Source organism: Orenia metallireducens, assembly GCF_003001995.1.
GTDB classification, from domain to species: domain Bacteria; phylum Bacillota; class Halanaerobiia; order Halobacteroidales; family Halobacteroidaceae; genus Orenia; species Orenia metallireducens_B.
Window position 1 is genome coordinate 11,986 of record NZ_PVNB01000002.1, and the last position, 20,028, is coordinate 32,013.

Consider the following 20,028-nt stretch of genomic DNA (forward strand, 5'->3'; position numbering starts at 1 on the left):
TTCTTACTTTTCAGCTCTCCATACCATTAAATATTCTTTCTCCTTTAAATCTTCAGATAATAACTCTTGTTCTATAATAAATTCATTATTAGAGTAGAAGTTATAAGCTTTTTTATTCTTCTTAAAAACCTTCAATTCTATATAATCTCTATTCTTTTTGACATGGTCTAATAGCCTTTTTCCATAACCACTGCTTTGAAAGTTGCTAGCAACAAATAGTGCTGCAAGATAATTATCTACCATTGAGATAAATCCTCGTAGTTGATTATCTTCCTCTATAATGTAAGTATCAGATAGTGGAATATATTTTTCTTTCATATCTTGCTGTGATGTTTTCCAATATTCTTTATCAATAAAATCATGGGCCTTCAAGGATACTTCATACCAGAGATGAACTATTTTATCAAGGTCATCTTTATTACTGTTTCTTATCATCAGCAACTCTTCCTTTCTTTAGTAAAGTCAAGATCTTAAGTTATTTATCTATTCATAAATCCCTATGTTGTAGAAATGATAGGGATTTATGATAATATAGCCTCTATTAGTAATAGGATTTTTAGAATTAAGTTAAAATAGCCATTTTTTAGATTCCGCTTTCAAATTTAATAACATAATCTTTTACTTGTGATAAGTAGCCAGCTGTAGTCAACTTAAAAGATTTAGTCTGCTTATCAGCAAAGTTATTAAGCTGGATATAGTTAGTTCCAATAACAGAACCTAAGTTATTATATAATTTAATAATAAAAGTAGTTGATTGATAGTCTTTACCTGTCTGATTGGTCAGCTTGCCAGTAATATTAATTCTACCATTACTTCCTCTTAGCTTAATATCCTTATAGACAAATCCAGGGTTTATAGTTTCCCCATCTGTATCTTCTGATAGATTATTAGATATAGATTCTTTGGATATCCAACCTTCAACCTTGACCTTAATCCATCTGTCAGTTGAACCAATTACCTCAACTTGAGTATCTTTAGGAAGGGTGGTTATAGCTCTTCCATTTGGTTCAATTCTTAATTTCTCTTGATTTACTTTAATGAAGAATATCTGTTTAGCCCAAGCGGTTAGTGCTATCAGTAGAAAAGAAAAAATTATTAAGAAAATTATCTTCTTATTAATATTAATCACTCCTATCTTAGATGTTATTAAATTTAGTTTTAGCTTAAATCTTGTTGCTTAAATAAAAATCAATTATATTAATTTTTCTATAAAAATAATTATAGTCCTGTTTATTGTCATTTATTTCTGTTAAGTGGTTTAGTTGATTCTCTAAACTGAATTTATCTAGTTTAGCTTCCTAAAAGTTGAGAAAGAAGATAAGAAGAAGTAAGTCCCTATATTTGAGATATGATAATGGGCTAGTGAGACTCTAGGTAAAGCAATAATATATTTTTGGTTGTTCTTATTTAATTATTTGTTTAAGCCTTTTAAGCTCTCGTTTTATTTCCCGTTTCACTTGATATTGAGCTTTTTTTATTTCAGTCTCTATTTTACGTTCTATTCTTTTTTCTATTTCTATCCTTTTTTGATTAACTTCCTTTTCAGTTTCAGACTTACCCAATCTTATCTACCTCCTAAATTATTGAACTTTACCTAGAGAATAGACTTATAATTCTAGGATAAAATTGTTATTCCTTCAAATAGAATCAAGAAAAAATCAAAATATTCTAAAACTTAAAAAGGTTAATTTCTTTTAAAACCTAACTATAAGTATCGAATTTTAGAGTTGAATAGTTATAGTAAAGGATTTAGCTATATAGCAAGGAGAATTACTCTTATTATAGAAGGTATAATATAAAGTATTTAAGTAAATTAGATTCTTAGATATCTACTTGATGGATATAATATAGTTGAGGAGGCGATAAGATGAAAATAGTAGTAATTGGTGGAGTTGCTGCAGGGACTAGTGCGGCAGCTAGAGCCAAACGGATTAATCCTGAAGCTGAGATTGTAATCTTTGAAAGAGATAGTGATATCTCTTATTCTGGTTGTGGACTCCCTTATTATATATCTAATATAGTTGAAGCAAGAGATGGTGTTATTATTTATACGCCAGAGAGGTTTGAAGCTAAAAAAGGGGCAGAGGTCAAAGCTCAACATTCTGTTGAAGATATACTAGTAGATAGAAAAGAGATAGTAGTGAGGGATATTTTAAGGAATGAAGTTAAGAGGGTAAGCTATGATAAACTATTAATTGCTACTGGAGCAAGCCCTATTGTTCCTGAGATTAAAGGGATAGACTTAGATAATATCTTTCCCTTAAGAAATGTCCATAATGCTGATAGAATCATTGATTATATCCAATTAAATCAGCCTAAAAAAGCAGTGGTTATTGGTGGTGGATATATTGGTTTAGAATTGACTGAAAGCTTATTAGAGTATGGTATAGAGGTCAGTGTAGTAGAGAAAGCCCACCAACTTTTAACCAATCTCGATGCTGATATGGCAGAGATAGTCGCTGAGCATCTAGAAGCTAAAGGGGTAGAGCTAATTTTAGGCGATGGAGTTGTAGAGTTTCAAGGTGATAAGAGTGTAAAACGAGTTATTACAGAATCAGGCCAAGAGTTGGACTGTGATTTTGTGATCTTAGCCATTGGTGTCAGACCAAATACAGATCTAGCAAAGAGGGCAGGGATTGAGTGTGGAAATACAGGAGCAATCAAGGTTAACTCCAAGATGGAGACCAATATTGCTGATATCTATGCAGCAGGAGATTGTGTTGAGAGTATCAATTTGATTACTGGTCAGCCAATTTGGGTGCCGCTAGGTTCTACTGCTAACAAGCATGGTAGGGTAGCAGGTAGTAATTTATGTGGAGTAGAGGATCAATTTAAAGGTATTTTAGGTACAGCAATTACTAAAGTCTGTGACTTAGCTGTTGGATGTACAGGGTTAACTGTTAGAGAGGCAGAAGAGAAGGGGTATAAAGTGGTCAGTTCTGTAATTAAAGCAGGTAATCATGCTGGCTATTATCCTGGTTATACTAAGATTAATATCAAGCTGGTTGTAGAACAAGATAGTGGTAGAATCTTAGGTGGGCAGATAGTTGGTAAAGATGGGGTAGATAAGAGAGTAGATGTCTTAGCTACAGCTATTCACAATGAAATGAAGGCAGCTGAGTTGATTGATCTTGATTTATCCTATGCACCGCCTTTTTCTGTACCTAAAGATGGATTAATGATAGCAGGTTTAGTAACTGATAAGAAGAGAAATTAAGAAGAAGTGGAGATGATTCTCCACTTCTTTTCTTCTTTATAGTCCTAACTCTTTTCTTTTCTTCTCAATATGATCTACATAGATTTGGACTGTCTTTTCAGCATCCATCTCTACTACTACCTTACCTAATCCAAGAGTTTCTGTAGTCTCAGTAAGAGTCTTAACTACTACATCACTACCTGTAATAGAAGGTACTGGAGCAACATGTACCAACCAACCAAGTGCAATAGCAGTACAAGCATCAGCAACGGCCTTCTGTTCAAGATACTCTGGTGCACCAATAACTAATGGTAGTTTATTAGTATCTACCTCTAAGGTATCAGCAATCTCCTTGGCAGTTTGAGTCATCTTACCGATATCGACACAAGCACCATAACTCAATACAGGTGGAATACCCAACTGTTCACAGACAGCTTTTAATCCATCACCACATTCCTTAGCAGCTTTAGGATCAGTTAATCCTGTATATTCCATCACAGCAGAAGTACATCCACCAGACAGAACTAGGATATTATTCTCAATCAATCCTTTAGTAATCTTAAAGATATTACTTCCACCTTGACCATAGCGAGCAGTAGTACATCCTACAATAGTAGCGATACCTCTGATATTACCATTGGCAATCTGGTCAATTAGTGGTTTAAAGTCCCCACCAAGGGCTTCTTTGACCGATTCTGTACTGAATCCAACCATACAGTCAGAAGTATGTGGTGGGATATAAGTTTCTTTATTAGATTGTTTACGTTCTTTAAAGGATTCAATTGCTTTTTCTAAGGCTTTTTCTGCTTGTTCTTTCATCTTTTCTGGAACAAAGTCTAAAGTTTCAGTTCCTTGTAACTTAATTACAGGGTGGGTACTTAATAATTTAGTACCGAATTTTTTAGCAAAGAGTGGCATAGTAGGCACAGTACAGTTATAGTCGAACATGAACATATCTACTACACCAGTTGCCAATAGATATTCTTGGCTCAACCATTCCCCTTCTTGTCCTCCGTATCCTGCTTGGTTATGGGTACCTTCATAGTTCATCAGTTGTTGTCCTTCACAGACATGACCAAGAATTTGAATACCTTCTGCACCAGCATCTTTGGCCTTTTGTTGCCACTGCTCACTAGAAGCAAGATCAATTGCAACATGAGAAAGTAAGGGCATATGACCATTTGTTACAATGTTAATCATATTCTCATCTAAAAGACCCATATTCTGTTTCTTCTTAGTTATCTCTTGAGTACCCATCAGGATTTCTTGGAGAATATCCAATAGGAATAACCCTTGATATTCATTGGCAACTCCTAAACGAACAGATCTCAATAAGAACTCAATTGGGTCAGAGTTGAAGTTGGTCATACACTGAGTCTGAGAATAAGCAACCTCACTATATCCACCACCTGGGAATAGTCCAAGCTCTCTCCATAGCTTTTTACGTTTAGCAGGAGCAAAGGCTTCTACAGCTTTAGATTCAATATGATAAGGGCTGTGGATATCATCTATAACCCAATTAGCAAAGGAAACGGCTAGCTCTTCAATAGATTTATTTGAGTCCAGTCCTGCCATTTCAGCATACTTCTTCAATTTTTCTGGATCACGAATCTTTAATCCACTCTCAGGATGCTCACCAGCAGCTTTTAGAGTTCTAGCAGCTTGCTGGGCATGGAAGATGTTGGCTGAGGTACCGATAGTAACATGGCGATACATGAAGTTTCTAGCAACCATAGTATGAGCATCAACACCACAGGTTCCACGAGGGGCTTTAGGATGGATACGGCAAGGACCGTTAGCACATAATTGGCAAGAAAGTCCCTCTACACAAAATTTACATTGAATCGGTTGTTGTTCACTAAAACGGTCAAAGACATTTGTCATCTCTGCTTTATTGACCACTTGATACATCTCTCTCATCGCAGGGTCAATAATAACATTCATTGGATACCCATCTTTACCTTGGTCATCCTTTGCAATATGTTCTCTCTGCCATTTATGTACCTCTTCCATCGAAGGTGACTTTTCAAAATCATTATAATCTACTTTTACATTATTGTGAATATCTCCATGGGTTTCAGGGTCATTATAGTCTTTATTTGATAATTGGGAACCGATAGTCTTATCGGCTTGGGATTTACCTTGCATTCTCTTAGCACTTCGTTCATAAGAATTCTTTACATCTTGATCTGACATTAAAAAACCTCCCCTTTTTTGAAAATTTGATTGAAATCACATACTGATAGTATTAATTAAAGTTATAATGAATATACAAAGAAAGAATTATTTTTGAAAAATCAAATTTTAGATAGATGATTATTTAAAGGAGGGATATTGATGAGCAGAAATAAAGTGGAGTTAAAAGAGTTATTGCTAAGATTGAATTCAGGAGAGAATATTGCAGAAGTAAAAGAAGAAGCTAGGGCATTACTAGAAAGAATTAGCCCTAAAGAGTTATCTGAAGCAGAGCAGGAGCTAATTAATGAGGGCTTGCCAGAGACAGAATTACGCCACTTATGTGAAGCACATATTGAAGCAATGGCAGAAGAGCTAACAGCATTAAAAGCCGAAGTAGAAGTTGGTCATCCTTTACAGATTTTAATTGCTGAGCATGATGAGATATTAAAGGTCTTAACTAGGTTAGAAGAAGTAAATCGAGCAATTCAGAAGCTAGATAGTTATGATACTAATAACTTTATTTTTGATGAATTAAAGGAGATAGCCTACCTATTATTAGAGACAGAGAATCACCATAAGCGGGAGGAAGAAGCCTTATTTCCAGAGGTAGACCAGACAGGGGTTACAGGACCAACAAGAATTATGAAGATGGAGCATGAAGACCTTTGGCCTAGAAAAGAGAGGATTGACTATTTAGCTCAACATGTGGAAGGGATAGATTTTGATGATTTTAGAGAAGAGTTAAATCAGCAGGCAGAGTATTTGATTTTAACACTAAGAGACCATATCTTTAAAGAGAATTACATTCTATATCCAACAGCTAAAGAGGTAATTCCAGAGGATAGATGGGAAGAGATTAAAAGAAATAGTGATGAAATTGGTTATTGTTCCTTTACACCAATAAGAGTGGATAGGAAAAATTAGATCGGGAATTTTTCCATCACGAAGAGTTGGCAGAACTCGTAGGGAGAAATCTTTGAGCTAAAGTTAAGGATTGAAGAATGTAGCTATAAATAAGATGTATAGTCAAAGAATTAAGATAGGAAAAATTAGATCGGGAATTTTTCCCCTGCGAGTTTCAAAAAACTCTCCGTGATCATAAAGTTTCTCAAAAATATGAAACTTTATATCTCCGCACGAAGAGTTCGCAGAACTGGCAGGAAGAGTAAAGAGATTTGATAATGATTATTATTTTACTTGTCACTCGTTACTGGTCACCTGTCACTGTATTTAAAAAGGGAGGAGATACATATGACAAAAGCGATTATTGTTTATGGTTCAACTACGGGAAATACTGAGGAGTTGTCAGAGATAGTAGAAGGTGTACTTACAGACAAATATGAGGTTAAACGAATTAATGTAATTAAGGCAGAGGTGGAGATGCTTAAAGAATTTGATTTAATTTTGTTGGGTTCATCAACTTGGGGTTCAGGAGAGTTGCAAGAAGATTTTTATGAATTCTATGATAATTTAGATGAGGTTGACTTATCAGCTAAACAGGGAGCAGTCTTTGGAACTGGAGATGAATCTTTTCCAGAATTTTGTGGAGCTGTAGATATATTAGAGGATAAATTAAAAGATTTAGGAGTAAATGTTTTAGCAGAAGGTTTTAAATGGGATGGAGATATAAATACTGAAGCTGAGAAGCAGGTGGAAAATTGGGTAGAAAATTTGTAATAATATAACTAATAAAGAGATAGCTAGATTGCAATCTAGCTATCTCTTTATTAGTTATATACCAGTTTATTCAAAAAATCAGAGAAAAATACTATAGATAACCAAGAGGAGTTAATTTTTCTTTGTCGAAATATAATACATAATAGTACAAAAAGGTATGGAATATATTTTTGATAGGAATTAGAGTAGCTAACTCAATAATAAATATAAATTTCTCTAAAAGAAAGTAGGTGCTATTTTGAAGTTATTTAAAGATATGAAAAGTATTAAACTTAAATTACTTATTTCTATATTACTAATAGTCTTATTGAGTATAATTGGAATTTCTTTATCTAGTTATTCCTTTATGAAGGAGAAATTATATGAAGAGAAGAGGTCTAAATTAAAGGAGCTTGTAGAATCTAATTTAGGAATACTAGAGTACTATCATAAGTTAGAGAAACAAGGGAGTTTAAGCCAGAAGGAAGCTCAAGCAAAATCTAAAGAGTTAATCAAATCAAAGCTTTGAAAGTATTAGAGAATATAGTATAGAAACTTCTACTAAAATTGAGCAAACAACATTATCTGCGCAAAGCTTGGCAGAAAGCAGTGAGCAATTAATGAGTTCTTCTCAAGATATAGTAAATATGTCTAGTGAAGTAGCTAATTCTGCTCAGGAATTGACTAAAATGGCTCAGGACTTACAAGAATTAATTCAGATCTTTAAGATTTAAAATTACTAAGTCCAGTCAGTATCTAATTTTTATAAGAAGTTATTTTAGTAATTGAGATAATTATTAAATAAAAAATGTGAGCTAAATAACAGAGATTTTGCAGGAATTTGGATATAATTAGGTCAATATTATAGATAACTCTTAATTGAATTAAGATAAAACTTAAATTAAAAAGGTGGGATGGTATGTATTTTAATAAGTTAAAGATCAAAGACAAAATCTTATTAAGTATAATTTTAGGATTAATTGTTACATTATTGAGTATTGGAATAGTAGTGAACTTGCAGTTTAATAATTTTCTAGAAGAAAAAAATGTTGATTTAGCAGGGCTTAAGATGGAGGTCTTAACTGCTATAGTAATTACATTTATCGTTATATCTGTATTACTTACTGTTATTATGCTAAGACTTTCTAATTATATAAGCAAAGGCTTGGCTAAAGTTACCTTTGGGTTAAAGCAGTTAGCTACAGGGGATTTAACTATTAGATTAGATGTTGAGAAGCAGGATGAGTTTGGAGTGCTTTATCAGGCTTTCAATAAGAGTGTTAAAGAGCAGAGTGTTTTGGTGAATAAGATATTAGAGGATGCAGAGAGCTTATTATTATATAGTGAGATCTTATCAGCTAGTACTGAGGAAGGTAATGCAGCTATAGAGACAACCAACCAACTAATTGAGAGTATGTCTGCTAGTATCCAGGAGGTATCTGCTAGTGGGGAAGAGGTAACCAGCTTTGCTGAAGAATCTACAGCTCAGACCCAATCTGGTAAAGAGAACATGGTAAAGACAGTTAGTATGATGGAAGAGATTAATCAAAAGGTTAAAGCAACTGTTGACCTAATCAAGGAGTTAAATAGCAATAGTGAAGAGATAGGTGGTATTATAGAGTTGATTACTAATGTTGCCGACCAAACAAATCTGTTGGCCTTAAATGCAGCAATAGAGGCTGCTAGAGCAGGGGAGCATGGTCAAGGCTTTACAGTGGTAGCAGAAGAGATTAGAGAGTTAGCTGAAGAGACTACTAAGGCTACTGTTAATGTTAAGAGGCTGATTGATAATACCAGAATGAACTCCAAGCAGGTAATTGAGGCTATTAAAGAGGTAGAAGAGAAGACCCAAGAAGGTCAATCTATTACAGAGAATACTAACCAGATATTTACTCAGATAGAAGAGGCCAGTGAAGAGACCACAATTCAGATTGAACAGATTGCTTATGGAGCTCAAGATCTCGCTAATGATAGTGAAGCTTTGGTTGTAGCAGCCAAGGATATAGACAATATGTCTCAAGAGATTAATAATTCATCTAATGAGCTTCAGAATAAGGCAAATGATTTGAAATCTTTAGTCTCTAGCTTTGTTTTAGAAGATAAGGTGGCTGTGACCAAGTGGAGTGATAAATATAAGGTTGGAGTAGAGAAGATTGATGAGCAGCATAAGGGTATCTTTGAAAGGGCAAATTATCTGTTAGATGCTTACAAGAATCAAAGCAGTGAAAAGGATATTGAAGAAGTAATGGATTTCTTGGCAGACTATATTGATAAGCACTTTAGAGAAGAGGAAGAGATACAACGAAAGTATGAGTATCCTGATTATGAGAATCATAAGGGTATACATCATAAATTTGAAAATAAGGTCAAAGAGGTTATCGCAGATTATAAACATTCTAATGTAAAGGTAACTTCATTAATGAAGCTAAATAAGATGGTAACAGGCTGGTTGATTGAACATATTAAGAGAGAAGATCAGAAGTTGGCTAAACATATTAAGGATAGTCAGAAGTCATAATTAATAGATATTTATTTAATTGAAACCTACCTTAAATAAGGTAGGTTTTTTTATCTTGATTTAATTTAAATATAAGACTATATGGGTATATTGCTATACTTTTATAAGCATAAGTCTAAGTAAATCATTAAAATAGTATTTTTATAATTTAATTAATTTTGAGCTTAATCTTAGACTTGAAATGTTGCATTAACTTGTTAAAATTTAATTTCAATTTTACACATTGCTGTGAAAAGCTGTGGAAAAATCATTTTAAAGATTTATTTGTATATTACAGGAAATTTAGGTTAAACTATGCTTAAGAAAATAAGCAGAGCAGAGGTGTTTTTAATGTCAACTTTTCAAATCAAAGAAGGTATTTATTGGGTTGGAGCAAGGGACTGGAATCTTAGGTGGTTTCATGGTCCAGCCTACAGTACCCATCAAGGTACTACCTATAATAGTTATATTATTAAGGATGAGAAGAATCTATTAGTTGATGGAGTATATAAACCCTTTATCGATAGATTTTTTGAACACATTGAAGAGGTTATTGATTTTAAAGAGATTGATTATTATGTTGTTAACCATGTTGAGCCAGATCACTCTTCATCCTTTCCTAGAACGATGGAGAGATTAAGAGATGATATCACTGTAATCTGCTCACCTAAAGGTAAAGAGGGGATTGTTGAGCATTATGGAGATGGATACAATTTCAAAATAGTCAATACAGGAGATACAGTTAATATTGGAAGAAGGAATTTAGCTTTTGTTAATGCACAAATGTTACATTGGCCTGATAGCATGTTTACATATATTCCAGAGGAAAAGCTATTATTATCTAATGATGCCTTTGGAATGCATCTTTGTACCTCTCAATTATATGATGACCAAGTAGATGATTGCTTGATTATGAATGAATCTAAGAAGTATTTTGCCAATATATTAACTCCTTTTAGTAGTATTTTACTTAAAAAGTTAAAAGAAGTACAGGAAATGAATCTTGAAATAGATATGATTGCACCTGCTCATGGGATTATTTGGCGCAAAGAACCAAATAAAATAATTGAAAAGTATCTAGAATGGGCTGAAGGAAAGACAAAGGAAAAAGCAATTATTGTCTATGAAACCATGTGGGATAGTACAGAGTTAATGGCGAAAAAGATTGCTGATGGCTTAATAGACCAAGGTATAGAAGTTCATTTTTATCGCAAATCTAAGTCTGATAAGAATGATATTATTAAGGAATTTCTTGATGCTAAGGCAATTATTATTGGTTCTTCCACTATTAATAATGTGATAATTCCTGAATTAGTACCTTTATTGGAAGAATTAGAAGGGCTGAGATTTAAAAATAAGCTTGGGGCAGTCTTTGGATCATATGGTTGGCGCGGAGGTGCAACCAAAAGAATTGTTGAAAGATTAGAAAGAGCCAAGATTGAGTTGATAGGTGAGCCCTTAGAGGTTGTATATATTCCTGATAAAAATCAATTAAGAAGTTGTTATGAATTTGGAGTAGAGATTGCTAAAAAAATAAAAGAGTCTGTTAGTTAAGAGAGAATATATTGATTTTAAAAAGGCAGGGATATCCCTGCCTTTTTCTTACTTGAAAGAAGGTATTACATTGTAAAGAAACTATTTTTTAGTTAGTCTGCCTATTACAAAAGCTCCAGTAGCTAAAGCCACTATCTTAGAATAGAATAATTCAGGGTCTTTAGCTAATAGCATTTGGTCAAACCTTTTCTTCATTTTGAAGATAGATTTGAGATTCATAATATCCCCCTTTCGAGTTATTATTATGGTTACCATTATCTAAAGAGAATATTCTAATAATAGATTATTACAGGCATAGTTGTTTAGCTATTTTTGAAACTCTATCCTATAATTTTTGACTTGAGTTGGGTCACAATCGATAGAAGTAGCAAAGGAACGAGTTTCATTTGCTGATAATTTCTTAATTCTACTATAGCCAGTTCCAATTAGCTCATTATTTGAGTCATATAAAGTAATTTTAAATTTAGCTTCCTTTAAATAAATACCAGAATAATTGGTTATTTCTCCTTGAACTCTAGTATAGCCAAAGGATCTAGTTAGCTTGATCTTATCATAGATAAAGCTACTATTAGTTACTTCAGTTTTCTTTGCTTTAGTTTCTTCATTTTTAATTTTGTTAGCTGTGCTATTATCTTCTTTATTAGCAGGTTTATCTTTTTTTATTATAGGTTCTTCTTTTGAAGCGGTAAGATCTACAATTGAATCCGTTAAAACCCAACCTTCTATCTGTACTTTGCTCCATTTACCACTAGATTCGATTACTTTAACCTCAGTCCCTTCTGATAGTGTAGTGATGCTCTTACCCTGAGGTCGAGCCATAAGCTTGGTGTTATCTGATTTAATTACAAAAAATCCCTGGGCAAAAACAGTCAAACTAGCCACTAATAGGGCTAAAGATAAATAAATAATAACTCTTCTTTTCATCATATATCCTCCTTGAAAAATTAGTTAGAATCATTTACTTCCCATAATATCATTTCAGTTTTGTTTTTAAATCTCCTGTTTTATAATGCTAAATATTTTATTCGGATCTATTGCTTTATTTAAGATTAAACTAGATATTATGGTATATTGTGATACTTGTAAAAAAGTAGATAAAATCTCAGATGCTATCCCTTGTGGCACCCCTAAACAAGACCTTTTGTAGCAAAATCCACTCACTACGCAGTTATCATCTGTTTAAAAATAGATTTTATAGTATCTAATCCTTCTTAAATTGAATAGTATAGATTATAATCGGAATCACTTTAGGAAGGAGTGAATAGAATGCCTACTGCTCCCTTAGGAACCTTTAGCTATATTGTTAAGGGTGGTGATACCCTCTTTGCAATTGCTCGTAGGTATAATACAACTGTTTCTAATATAGTGGCCTTTAATCCTATCTCTAAGCAAGATACTATCTATCCAGGAGAAGTTCTTATCATCCCGCAATCTCCTCCAGAGGCTATAATTTATACAATAAGACCTGGTGATAGCCTCCATTCAATAGCTAGAAAGTATGGGACACAAGTAGATACTATTGTAGAGTTTAATTATTTAGAGAATCCTAATCTAATTTATACTGGACAACAATTAGTAGTTCCAACTTCTTTACGTTAAATAATAATCTTTTTTATCCAAAATACTTAGAGATAACTTAAAAATCCATTTCAGTAAATTTACTGAAATGGATTTTTAAATAGCATTTAAGAAGATGATTTGATAAATAGTTTCTTAGCTAAGTCCTTACCGACATCACTTAGATAAAGCTTATCTATAAGCTCTGTTAAAGGCTTATTGCTATTTTTTAAATCATACTCATCAGGTAAATTGACCAACCAATCAGCATCATAAAGTAGTTGGAAGTTATTGGTCTTAATAGCTCTAGGAGAGTGATGATGACCGATGATCTGACAGACTTCATCTATTATCTCTTGATCAATATTGAAGTCCATAAGTATCTCTTTAGCAATAGGTGGACCTTCTAGTTCTTGATACTTACCAGCAACACTATTGTACTTCTTTTCAGCTTGGTGAATACCGATGTCATGTAAGATAGCAGAGTAGATAATTACCTCTGAATTAATGTCAGCTCCTTGGTATAAGTCAATCAACCTTTCAGCATAATCAGTTACTTGCAAAGCATGGTCTATTCTGCGCTGATCATTGCCAAAATAATCTTTCATCCTGTTAATTAATTCTTTTTTGAACATTAATCTAGCCTCCTTGATTTAAGACTTACTTTAAACAGGTTATTTATATTAATTATAACTGAGATTATTGGTAATATCTATGATATACTTCACATATAAATAAATATTATAGTCATCCAACTTTAGAATAAAATTCAAATATGTAGTTATAGATAGAAGAAGTGAGAGTTTATTCTAAATATCAAGATAAAGCTCTCTTAATATCTAATATTGAATAAATTTCAAAATAACTATAGAGGAGTGGACAGAAGTGATAATCTATCATGAAGCTAGAATAGGAGATAGCCTATTTACTTATAAGAAAGAAGAATTAAAGAAAATAGTTCCTTTAAAGTTGAAGAAAAGCTATGATTTTTTAGATGATCTCCAGTTAGCAAAGACCACTATTCCTACTATCAAATATGAGATTAGAGTTTTGTCTCTCTAAAGTATTTATTGTTTAAGACAAGGTATAAAAATTAATCAATTTTATATTTATCTACTAAATTATCTAAAATAATGACAAGCATCTTGACAGCACGTCTTTTTTTTTATAGAATAAAACCAAGTAAACAACTCAGAATTATATAAATTTATAAGTCTATAAGATAAAGGAGATGGCTAAGATGCTAGGAAGGGGTAAGTTAAAAGCAGAAATCAAAAGATTAGAATCAGAAAAAATAATTTTAAGGTCTGAGTTAGATGCTAAAGATAAGGAGCTTGAGCTTCTAAAAGATAAGTTAGTTCAACAGGAGAACATTCAAAATAAGGTTGATGATTATAAGGATAATCTGAAAAATCAAGTAGAAAAGATGGAAGAAGAGGATAGATGGATAATTGGCAAGGTCAATCAGATCAATAATAAAGCAGCTCTAGTTTTAGAGGAGAATAGGGTTGAAGAAGAGATTATAAAGAGTATGAAAGATGATTTAAAGGGTTCGATGCTGAGGTTAGATGATTTCCATAAGGTGTTTAATCAACTACATGGTGAGATTAACAATATTTCTAAATTCGTAGAGCAGATTAAAAAGATTGCTGACCAGACCAATATGTTAGCCTTAAATGCTACTATCGAAGCTGCGCGAGCAGAGCAATCAGGAGCAGGTTTTTCAGTTGTAGCTAAAGAGGTTAAGAACTTATCCTTAAGAACAGGTGATTTGTTGAAAGAGATTATTGATAGCACTAGAGAGATATATAAACAATTAGCTGAAGCTAAAGGTGGAATCAAGGAACTTGATTTACATATGAATAAGAACCATAGGGTAGCTTGGCAGCTAGAAAGTCATTTTACTAATGTAGTTGAATTGATAGATGGTATTTTTATGATGGTGGGTAGGATTAATGAGGCTGGAGAAGAGCATTTGGATTTAGGAAATAATATTATAGGACTGTTAAATTGATCCTAATCACAGTAAATACTTTCTTTATCTGTTATTATTAAATTAAAGTTGAGGGATAGTAAGTAGGTAGGTAGTTGCTTAGGTCAAAGCCAACTACCTATCAAAGATCAAAAAAAGTCTGATAAGATTTCTATATTATTAAATTAATTTTGCTATTAATTTAGTACATAATTGATAAAAAAGTAGTCTAATACTTAAAATAGTTATTAACAGCTAAAAGCTAGAAAATTAAATTATAGAGGGGTGTTAAGATGAAATTTTATGAAGAGTTCAGTCGATACTATGATTATATCTTCCCTTTAAAGGAGGGGAAGCTGAAATTTATAATGGATCATCTCCCAGATAACGGAAAAATTTTAGACTTGGCTACTGGAACAGGAAATTATGCTATAGCCTTGGCTAAGGAAGGATATCAGCTTTCAGCTCTTGATTTGAGTGGAGAGATGGTCAATTTAGCTAAGGAGAAGGCTTATGAGCAAAAGGTCAAGATAGATTTTAGAGTAGATGATATGCTCAATATAGATAGCTTATATTCCCAGGAAAGTTTTGATCTGATCAGTTGTATAGGCAATTCCTTAGTACATCTAGATAATCAAGAGGAGATAAGAGAGCTGATAAATAAAAGTTATGGTTTATTGAAGCAAGATGGTAAATTGATCTTACAGATTGTTAATTATGATAGAGTCCTAGCTAAAGAGATTAAGAGTCTTCCGACTATAACAGCCACTGATTCTATTGTAGAATTGATTAGAAATTATGAGTTTAAGGAGGGGAAGGTGGACTTTCAAACTCGCCTGACTACTCCTAGAGGGGAGTTTGAAAATTCAGTTTTACTTTATCCTTTAAAGTCAGATTTATTAAAGGAGCTATTGTTAGAGGCAGGGTTTAGTAGAGTTAAATTTTATGGTGATTTTAATTATAGTCAATATCAGAGCCTAGACTCCTTTCCTTTGGTGATAGTAGCAGATAAATAAAAGCTAAAGGAGAAATTTCTCCTTTAGCTTTGAATAAATCTTCAATTATAATTGAGTCCAAAATTAAAGTTAAGTTCTATTAGTACTTGAGTTTAAACTTAGACTCAATTTTAGATAGGATAATGAAGAGTACTATAAGCCAAATCGATTCTTAAACTCTCATTACCAGTAATATTATGTTCTAGTTTGAATCTGTTTAGCATCTCTTTCCATTCTTCATCTGAGACGTTCTGATATTCCCCTTTCAGTCTTTTTAACCTCAGTTCCTTCAAGTTTGGATATTTTCTTTCTAAATTCTTACTCATCAGATAACCTCCTTCATCTAATTTGAACTTTAGATTGTCATTAATCTCTATTAATGAAGCAGCTTGTGATATAATCCATAGTTTAGTTAAATCAAGCTCTGGATTGATAATTACCTCTTCCTCTATAATATGAATCTCTTTAGAATTTTGTGTCAATCTATTACTAAATACTCTCCAACAAAAAGGGGTCAAACTTAGATTATTATCTCTTATATTAAATATATTCAATAAATTCAATAAATTTCCTTTTTCCTCGATGTCAAAATTCAATTCTTCTACGATAAAGTTTATAGGAATCTCTTTATTTAAGGGATAATGAATTAAGACTGCGACTATTTCTCTTATCCTTCTGACATTATGAGGGAAGAAGAGTTCTAGAAAATCTAGAATCTTTTCTGAATAATCTGTATTTAACCATCTATTAAAGTTATTTCTTAACTTAAGGTTATTTAGAGAGATTAACCTGCGTTTATGGCTATAATCTAATATATAATCTAAGAGTTCTTCGGTGTTAAAATCAGTTAAGTTGATTTCATTGAGATAAGAAAATAGTTTATTCTGTATATCCTTATTGCTAATATTACTATTCTCAGATAACTTGTGAGCATAACCTAAGAGCAAGACTGTATAGATAAAGAAATTGATATCAGGCTTTTTGTCCACTGAGATACTTTGATTTAATAATTCAGGCACCTTCATTTTGATATCCCTTTTAACTAGTTTATTATCATCTTTACTTATAAGGTCTTTATTAGTATCTTCTCGATTAAGAAGTTTGGAGCTAGTATCAGCTTCTCTAATCTGTTCTTTGACATTTACAGAAGATTTCTTTACTTTAAGGTTCTCCTCTATAATTTCCTTTAGATCCTGTGGCAAGTAATAAAAACCCTTTCCTTCATAAATTAATCCCAATTGATTCAATTGCTGATATACATTAAATTTAACCCCTTTTTTATTAAGGGAGTCTGTAGAGCTTAGAGTCTTTAAGACCTTAGTTGCTTGTGGTGATAGTTCTGTACTTATTAGTTTTTGAAAGTAGCTATGATCAGATAATTTATTCTTTAACTGATTGCTTAACCAGTTTTTTGAGAATGTTGGTGCGTAATAGATATTATGATTATTGGCAATTTCATCTAGTAATTTGGGAGAACTCTTCTTTAGATACTCTATTAATTTCATATAATTGCCTCCTTTACTATTCACAAGTAGGTGAAGTTATGATATATATTTATGCATAGCTATTTTGATATATTCTATTTTAATTATAGTAAGCAACAGCTAGAATCTCTATTAACATTTAAAATATGCTTAACAAAGACCCCACTAATTTTTAGTGGGGTCTTTGTTAAGCTGAAGAATTTATAATCTTTATTAGAGCATCTCCTTTTTAGAAAGATAATATAAAATAGCAAAGCCAATTACAATAAATAGTATAGTCAATATAGCTTGAATAGTTAAAGACATCAATTGTTCCTCCTTAAAGATAGGTTCAAAAGTTTTATGGGATAGATTTATTATAGGTTCGTGATTTTAGAAATATAAGGCTATATGGGGATATTGAGACAGCTTAGCTACTAGTTTCTGGCCTCTCCTACGGGTTTGAAAATCATAAACCCTCCGTGATAAATCTGCTATTAGCTAAGAACTTATAAAGCTAGAGGCTAGTAGCCAGTAGCTAGTGGCTATTAAAAAGTGTCGCACTTTCTATATAAAGTTTCATTTGCTAAAAGGTATGGCAATAGGGTCTACAGTTATTGATTTTTAATTAATAAATCTTCTTATTTTAGTTTATCCTAGTGGTAGATAATAAATACTTAGGAGAAACTCAAAAATGGGAACAGTAATAGAGGTTATTTTACAAACTGTACTAGCTTTTTATGGAACCTTCTTTTTTGCACGGATAATTGGAAAGAAACAGATTGGAGAATTGACCTTTTATGACTATATTAATGGGATTACCTTTGGTTCTATAGCTGGTAATATGGCAAGTGATTTGAATCAAAGAACTTGGCAACATTTTATTGGATTGTTCTTGTTTGCACTGTTGACCTTCTTAATGCAGTATATCGCTTTAAAGAATAGAGGAGCAAGGAAGATTATAGAGGGTGAAGCAACAATCCTAGTACATCAAGGTAAGGTATTAGAGGGTAATATGAGAAAGACGAGATTTAATATAGAAGATCTGCTTTCAGAATTAAGAAAGAATAATATCTTTGATATTAGAGATGCCCATTTTGCTATTTTAGAGACCGATGGGAAGTTAAGTGTTTTAGCCAATGCTGATAAGAAGTCTATTACACCTAGAGATTTAAAGCTACCGGGGCAAGAAGAAGGAATTTGTAGTGAATTAGTTATAGATGGAGAAGTAATAATCCCTAATTTAAAGCAGCATGGACTGAGTAAAGAATGGCTAAAGGTTAAGTTAAAGGAGAATAATATTAATACTATAAAAGAGATAGTTTTAGCAAGCTATAACCCTATTGATAAGAGTATTTACTTTGATTTAAGGGAGGATAATTTAGGAAGAGATACTGTAGATATCAGTGAAGTTGAAGAATAGACCAATTAATTGGTCTATTCTAAATAGAGTTATTTTTTCTTGGTTTTTGGTTCAATGCTCTTGCCCATCTCTACTAAATCATCAGCAATCTGTCTTTGATACTCTTGGCTTATCCAGCCAAATAATGCAGGCATACTATGGGTACCTACATATCCCTTTGGAATATCTTCGGGTTCTTGAGTAGAACCAAGTTCTTGTTCTAAGATGTTTTTAGCATGAACAAAATCATTTCCAGCACCCTCAGGATTATCACTAGCTTCATGGTTATAATGCTTTTCTTTAGGTCCTTGAGCCATCTATTCATCCTCCTTTATCTTTTCTTATAGTTTGGTCTTTAGCTAAGCCCTTTATAATAAGTAAAAAATAACAGCAAAAAAGTCCTTTCAAAAATGAAAGGACTTTGTTTAAAACTCAATAGGTTGGTTTACTCTTCCAGAGAAGAAGATAGAAGTAAGTTCATTATAAATGGTATTAAATTTTTCTGCTTCTTCTTTCTTAAGATTTGCTTTTAAAAAGAAATGTTTATTACCTTGTTTATCCTCCTCTTCTGATAAAAAGACCTTATTATCACCAAATTTATTCTTTAGAATATTGGTAGTCTTCTCTAAAGCCTCCTGATAAGTTCTTACCTTCGCAAAACGATATTTTGATACTCTCTTTTTAATCCACATAACTAGTTCCTCCTTATGTACTTATTAAACAGAACATTCTACATTTTATATAAACTTATCATAAAAATCAACTAAATGAATTATTTTTCTCGAATATATCTGATTTCAACCTGTTTTTAACCTGATATAGGTTAATTATGTTAATATCAACCAAATAAAATTTTGTTTATAGATATTAAATTACAACGTGAAATTCAGTTGTATATTAGGACATTTTAAGCTTAAAATTAAGGATAAACCTAAGTAAAGCATTAAAACCATATCTTTTAGCCAAGCTTAATCTTAGATTTAGTCTCAAATTCTCGTAATATCATTATATGGCGTATTATATAAACACCTAAATTTAAAGTTTATTCTAAAGTGAAATGGATATATTTGCAGGAATTATTAAATTATTAGCTAACTTATAGAGTAGAGGTTTGTTATAAACTGGTCATTTATGAACATAATAATTATTATAAAAAAGGGGTGAAAAAATGGATTATAAAGGAAAGTTAAATCGTCAATTCCCAGCTAAAATTAGTACAACTGCCTTTACATCAATATATATATTACATTTGGTCGATAAATATGGCAAGATGTACGGTCAAAAAATATTGGATACAATTAATGAACAGATGGGAACAAGGTGGAAACCTTCACGAGGAATGGTCTATCCTTTATTAAGGGAGATGGAAGAAGAGGGTTATTTAAAGGCATGGTGGGATGAGCCTGACAAGAGGTCAATCCGCTATTATCGGATTACAGAGAAGGGTGCCAAACATTTAGATAAGATGAAGATTAAGTATAAGAGCTCCTTTCAAGATGCTTTAAAGATTGTCAATACCGCCATCGATGAGATTTATGATGGACAAATCTAGTATATC

The 20,028-nt window shown here is 32.3% G+C and carries 21 protein-coding genes; 12 read left to right on the plus strand and 9 right to left on the minus strand.

Annotated features, from left to right (window positions below):
- Positions 1-3 precede the first annotated feature (3 nt).
- The 3 genes from BX659_RS01590 to BX659_RS18880 form a co-directional block, all read right to left on the minus strand.
- Positions 4-435: an N-acetyltransferase gene (locus BX659_RS01590; RefSeq protein WP_253250634.1), complete on the minus strand. Its 432-nt coding sequence runs from the start codon at positions 433-435 to the stop codon at positions 4-6.
- A gap of 148 nt (positions 436-583) precedes the next feature.
- A complete protein-coding gene (locus tag BX659_RS01595; RefSeq protein ID WP_097016076.1) occupies positions 584-1,129 on the minus strand; it encodes an FxLYD domain-containing protein in 546 nt (181 codons plus the stop codon).
- Positions 1,130-1,403: 274 nt separating this feature from the next.
- Positions 1,404-1,562, minus strand: a complete 159-nt coding sequence (locus BX659_RS18880; RefSeq protein WP_172431779.1) for a hypothetical protein — start codon at positions 1,560-1,562, stop codon at positions 1,404-1,406.
- 305 nt (positions 1,563-1,867) lie between these two features.
- On the opposite strand from BX659_RS18880, the gene BX659_RS01600 reads away from it, so the two are divergent.
- Entirely contained in the window at positions 1,868-3,217 is a 1,350-nt protein-coding gene (locus tag BX659_RS01600) for an FAD-dependent oxidoreductase (RefSeq protein ID WP_097016077.1), read from the plus strand.
- Between the two features lie 36 nt (positions 3,218-3,253).
- Here the strand turns inward: BX659_RS01600 and cooS are convergent, their stop codons facing one another.
- Positions 3,254-5,392, minus strand: coding sequence for an anaerobic carbon-monoxide dehydrogenase catalytic subunit (cooS, locus tag BX659_RS01605; RefSeq protein ID WP_097016078.1), 2,139 nt, complete (start codon positions 5,390-5,392; stop codon positions 3,254-3,256).
- A gap of 141 nt (positions 5,393-5,533) precedes the next feature.
- On the opposite strand from cooS, the gene BX659_RS01610 reads away from it, so the two are divergent.
- The 5 genes from BX659_RS01610 to BX659_RS01630 all read left to right on the plus strand — a co-directional run bounded on the left by BX659_RS01610 (position 5,534) and on the right by BX659_RS01630 (position 11,081).
- Positions 5,534-6,298 (plus strand): DUF438 domain-containing protein, encoded by a 765-nt coding sequence (locus BX659_RS01610; RefSeq protein WP_097016079.1) that lies wholly within the window; start codon positions 5,534-5,536, stop codon positions 6,296-6,298.
- A gap of 327 nt (positions 6,299-6,625) precedes the next feature.
- On the plus strand, positions 6,626-7,051 hold the full coding sequence (locus BX659_RS01615) for a flavodoxin (RefSeq protein WP_097016080.1): 426 nt from the start codon (positions 6,626-6,628) through the stop codon (positions 7,049-7,051).
- A 238-nt stretch (positions 7,052-7,289) separates the two neighbouring features.
- Entirely contained in the window at positions 7,290-7,559 is a 270-nt protein-coding gene (locus BX659_RS01620) for a hypothetical protein (protein ID WP_097016081.1), read from the plus strand.
- 390 nt (positions 7,560-7,949) lie between these two features.
- Positions 7,950-9,548: a bacteriohemerythrin gene (locus tag BX659_RS01625; protein WP_097016082.1), complete on the plus strand. Its 1,599-nt coding sequence runs from the start codon at positions 7,950-7,952 to the stop codon at positions 9,546-9,548.
- Positions 9,549-9,878: 330 nt separating this feature from the next.
- Complete coding sequence (locus tag BX659_RS01630) at positions 9,879-11,081, plus strand: FprA family A-type flavoprotein (RefSeq protein WP_097016083.1); 1,203 nt, start codon at positions 9,879-9,881, stop codon at positions 11,079-11,081.
- Positions 11,082-11,387: 306 nt separating this feature from the next.
- Here the strand turns inward: BX659_RS01630 and BX659_RS01635 are convergent, their stop codons facing one another.
- Positions 11,388-12,005, minus strand: a complete 618-nt coding sequence (locus BX659_RS01635; protein ID WP_097016084.1) for an FxLYD domain-containing protein — start codon at positions 12,003-12,005, stop codon at positions 11,388-11,390.
- A 342-nt stretch (positions 12,006-12,347) separates the two neighbouring features.
- On the opposite strand from BX659_RS01635, the gene BX659_RS01640 reads away from it, so the two are divergent.
- Positions 12,348-12,680: a LysM peptidoglycan-binding domain-containing protein gene (locus BX659_RS01640; protein ID WP_097016085.1), complete on the plus strand. Its 333-nt coding sequence runs from the start codon at positions 12,348-12,350 to the stop codon at positions 12,678-12,680.
- A gap of 86 nt (positions 12,681-12,766) precedes the next feature.
- Here the strand turns inward: BX659_RS01640 and BX659_RS01645 are convergent, their stop codons facing one another.
- The gene (locus tag BX659_RS01645; RefSeq protein WP_097016086.1) at positions 12,767-13,273 is read right to left on the minus strand and encodes an HD domain-containing protein; all 507 of its coding nucleotides are present in this window, start codon (positions 13,271-13,273) and stop codon (positions 12,767-12,769) included.
- A 250-nt stretch (positions 13,274-13,523) separates the two neighbouring features.
- On the opposite strand from BX659_RS01645, the gene BX659_RS18885 reads away from it, so the two are divergent.
- The 3 genes from BX659_RS18885 to BX659_RS01655 all read left to right on the plus strand — a co-directional run bounded on the left by BX659_RS18885 (position 13,524) and on the right by BX659_RS01655 (position 15,626).
- A complete protein-coding gene (locus BX659_RS18885) occupies positions 13,524-13,700 on the plus strand; it encodes a hypothetical protein (protein ID WP_172431781.1) in 177 nt (58 codons plus the stop codon).
- 178 nt (positions 13,701-13,878) lie between these two features.
- Positions 13,879-14,652, plus strand: coding sequence for a methyl-accepting chemotaxis protein (locus BX659_RS01650; RefSeq protein ID WP_097016087.1), 774 nt, complete (start codon positions 13,879-13,881; stop codon positions 14,650-14,652).
- A gap of 251 nt (positions 14,653-14,903) precedes the next feature.
- Positions 14,904-15,626 (plus strand): class I SAM-dependent methyltransferase, encoded by a 723-nt coding sequence (locus BX659_RS01655; protein ID WP_097016088.1) that lies wholly within the window; start codon positions 14,904-14,906, stop codon positions 15,624-15,626.
- A gap of 110 nt (positions 15,627-15,736) precedes the next feature.
- On the opposite strand, the gene BX659_RS01660 is transcribed toward BX659_RS01655, so the two are convergent.
- Positions 15,737-17,110, minus strand: a complete 1,374-nt coding sequence (locus BX659_RS01660; RefSeq protein ID WP_097016089.1) for a hypothetical protein — start codon at positions 17,108-17,110, stop codon at positions 15,737-15,739.
- 652 nt (positions 17,111-17,762) lie between these two features.
- Here BX659_RS01660 and BX659_RS01665 point away from each other — a divergent pair.
- Complete coding sequence (locus tag BX659_RS01665; protein WP_097016090.1) at positions 17,763-18,491, plus strand: DUF421 domain-containing protein; 729 nt, start codon at positions 17,763-17,765, stop codon at positions 18,489-18,491.
- Between the two features lie 29 nt (positions 18,492-18,520).
- Here the strand turns inward: BX659_RS01665 and BX659_RS01670 are convergent, their stop codons facing one another.
- Together BX659_RS01670 and BX659_RS01675 are read right to left on the minus strand one after the other, a co-directional pair.
- Positions 18,521-18,787, minus strand: coding sequence for a hypothetical protein (locus BX659_RS01670; RefSeq protein WP_097016091.1), 267 nt, complete (start codon positions 18,785-18,787; stop codon positions 18,521-18,523).
- A gap of 108 nt (positions 18,788-18,895) precedes the next feature.
- On the minus strand, positions 18,896-19,162 hold the full coding sequence (locus BX659_RS01675) for a hypothetical protein (RefSeq protein ID WP_097016092.1): 267 nt from the start codon (positions 19,160-19,162) through the stop codon (positions 18,896-18,898).
- A 476-nt stretch (positions 19,163-19,638) separates the two neighbouring features.
- On the opposite strand from BX659_RS01675, the gene BX659_RS01680 reads away from it, so the two are divergent.
- Complete coding sequence (locus BX659_RS01680) at positions 19,639-20,022, plus strand: PadR family transcriptional regulator (RefSeq protein WP_097016093.1); 384 nt, start codon at positions 19,639-19,641, stop codon at positions 20,020-20,022.
- Positions 20,023-20,028 lie beyond the last annotated feature (6 nt).

Excerpts from the sequence above, each read along its gene's own strand:
- BX659_RS01590 (WP_253250634.1), bottom strand. The coding sequence starts at position 435 with ATGATAAGAAACAGTAATAAAGATGACCTTGATAAAATAGTTCATCTC.
- BX659_RS01600 (WP_097016077.1), top strand. The coding sequence starts at position 1,868 with ATGAAAATAGTAGTAATTGGTGGAGTTGCTGCAGGGACTAGTGCGGCA.
- cooS (WP_097016078.1), bottom strand. The coding sequence starts at position 5,392 with ATGTCAGATCAAGATGTAAAGAATTCTTATGAACGAAGTGCTAAGAGA.
- BX659_RS01610 (WP_097016079.1), top strand. The coding sequence starts at position 5,534 with ATGAGCAGAAATAAAGTGGAGTTAAAAGAGTTATTGCTAAGATTGAAT.
- BX659_RS01615 (WP_097016080.1), top strand. The coding sequence starts at position 6,626 with ATGACAAAAGCGATTATTGTTTATGGTTCAACTACGGGAAATACTGAG.
- BX659_RS01625 (WP_097016082.1), top strand. The coding sequence starts at position 7,950 with ATGTATTTTAATAAGTTAAAGATCAAAGACAAAATCTTATTAAGTATA.
- BX659_RS01630 (WP_097016083.1), top strand. The coding sequence starts at position 9,879 with ATGTCAACTTTTCAAATCAAAGAAGGTATTTATTGGGTTGGAGCAAGG.
- BX659_RS01635 (WP_097016084.1), bottom strand. The coding sequence starts at position 12,005 with ATGAAAAGAAGAGTTATTATTTATTTATCTTTAGCCCTATTAGTGGCT.
- BX659_RS01640 (WP_097016085.1), top strand. The coding sequence starts at position 12,348 with ATGCCTACTGCTCCCTTAGGAACCTTTAGCTATATTGTTAAGGGTGGT.
- BX659_RS01645 (WP_097016086.1), bottom strand. The coding sequence starts at position 13,273 with ATGTTCAAAAAAGAATTAATTAACAGGATGAAAGATTATTTTGGCAAT.
- BX659_RS01650 (WP_097016087.1), top strand. The coding sequence starts at position 13,879 with ATGCTAGGAAGGGGTAAGTTAAAAGCAGAAATCAAAAGATTAGAATCA.
- BX659_RS01655 (WP_097016088.1), top strand. The coding sequence starts at position 14,904 with ATGAAATTTTATGAAGAGTTCAGTCGATACTATGATTATATCTTCCCT.
- BX659_RS01660 (WP_097016089.1), bottom strand. The coding sequence starts at position 17,110 with ATGAAATTAATAGAGTATCTAAAGAAGAGTTCTCCCAAATTACTAGAT.
- BX659_RS01665 (WP_097016090.1), top strand. The coding sequence starts at position 17,763 with ATGGGAACAGTAATAGAGGTTATTTTACAAACTGTACTAGCTTTTTAT.
- BX659_RS01670 (WP_097016091.1), bottom strand. The coding sequence starts at position 18,787 with ATGGCTCAAGGACCTAAAGAAAAGCATTATAACCATGAAGCTAGTGAT.
- BX659_RS01675 (WP_097016092.1), bottom strand. The coding sequence starts at position 19,162 with ATGTGGATTAAAAAGAGAGTATCAAAATATCGTTTTGCGAAGGTAAGA.
- BX659_RS01680 (WP_097016093.1), top strand. The coding sequence starts at position 19,639 with ATGGATTATAAAGGAAAGTTAAATCGTCAATTCCCAGCTAAAATTAGT.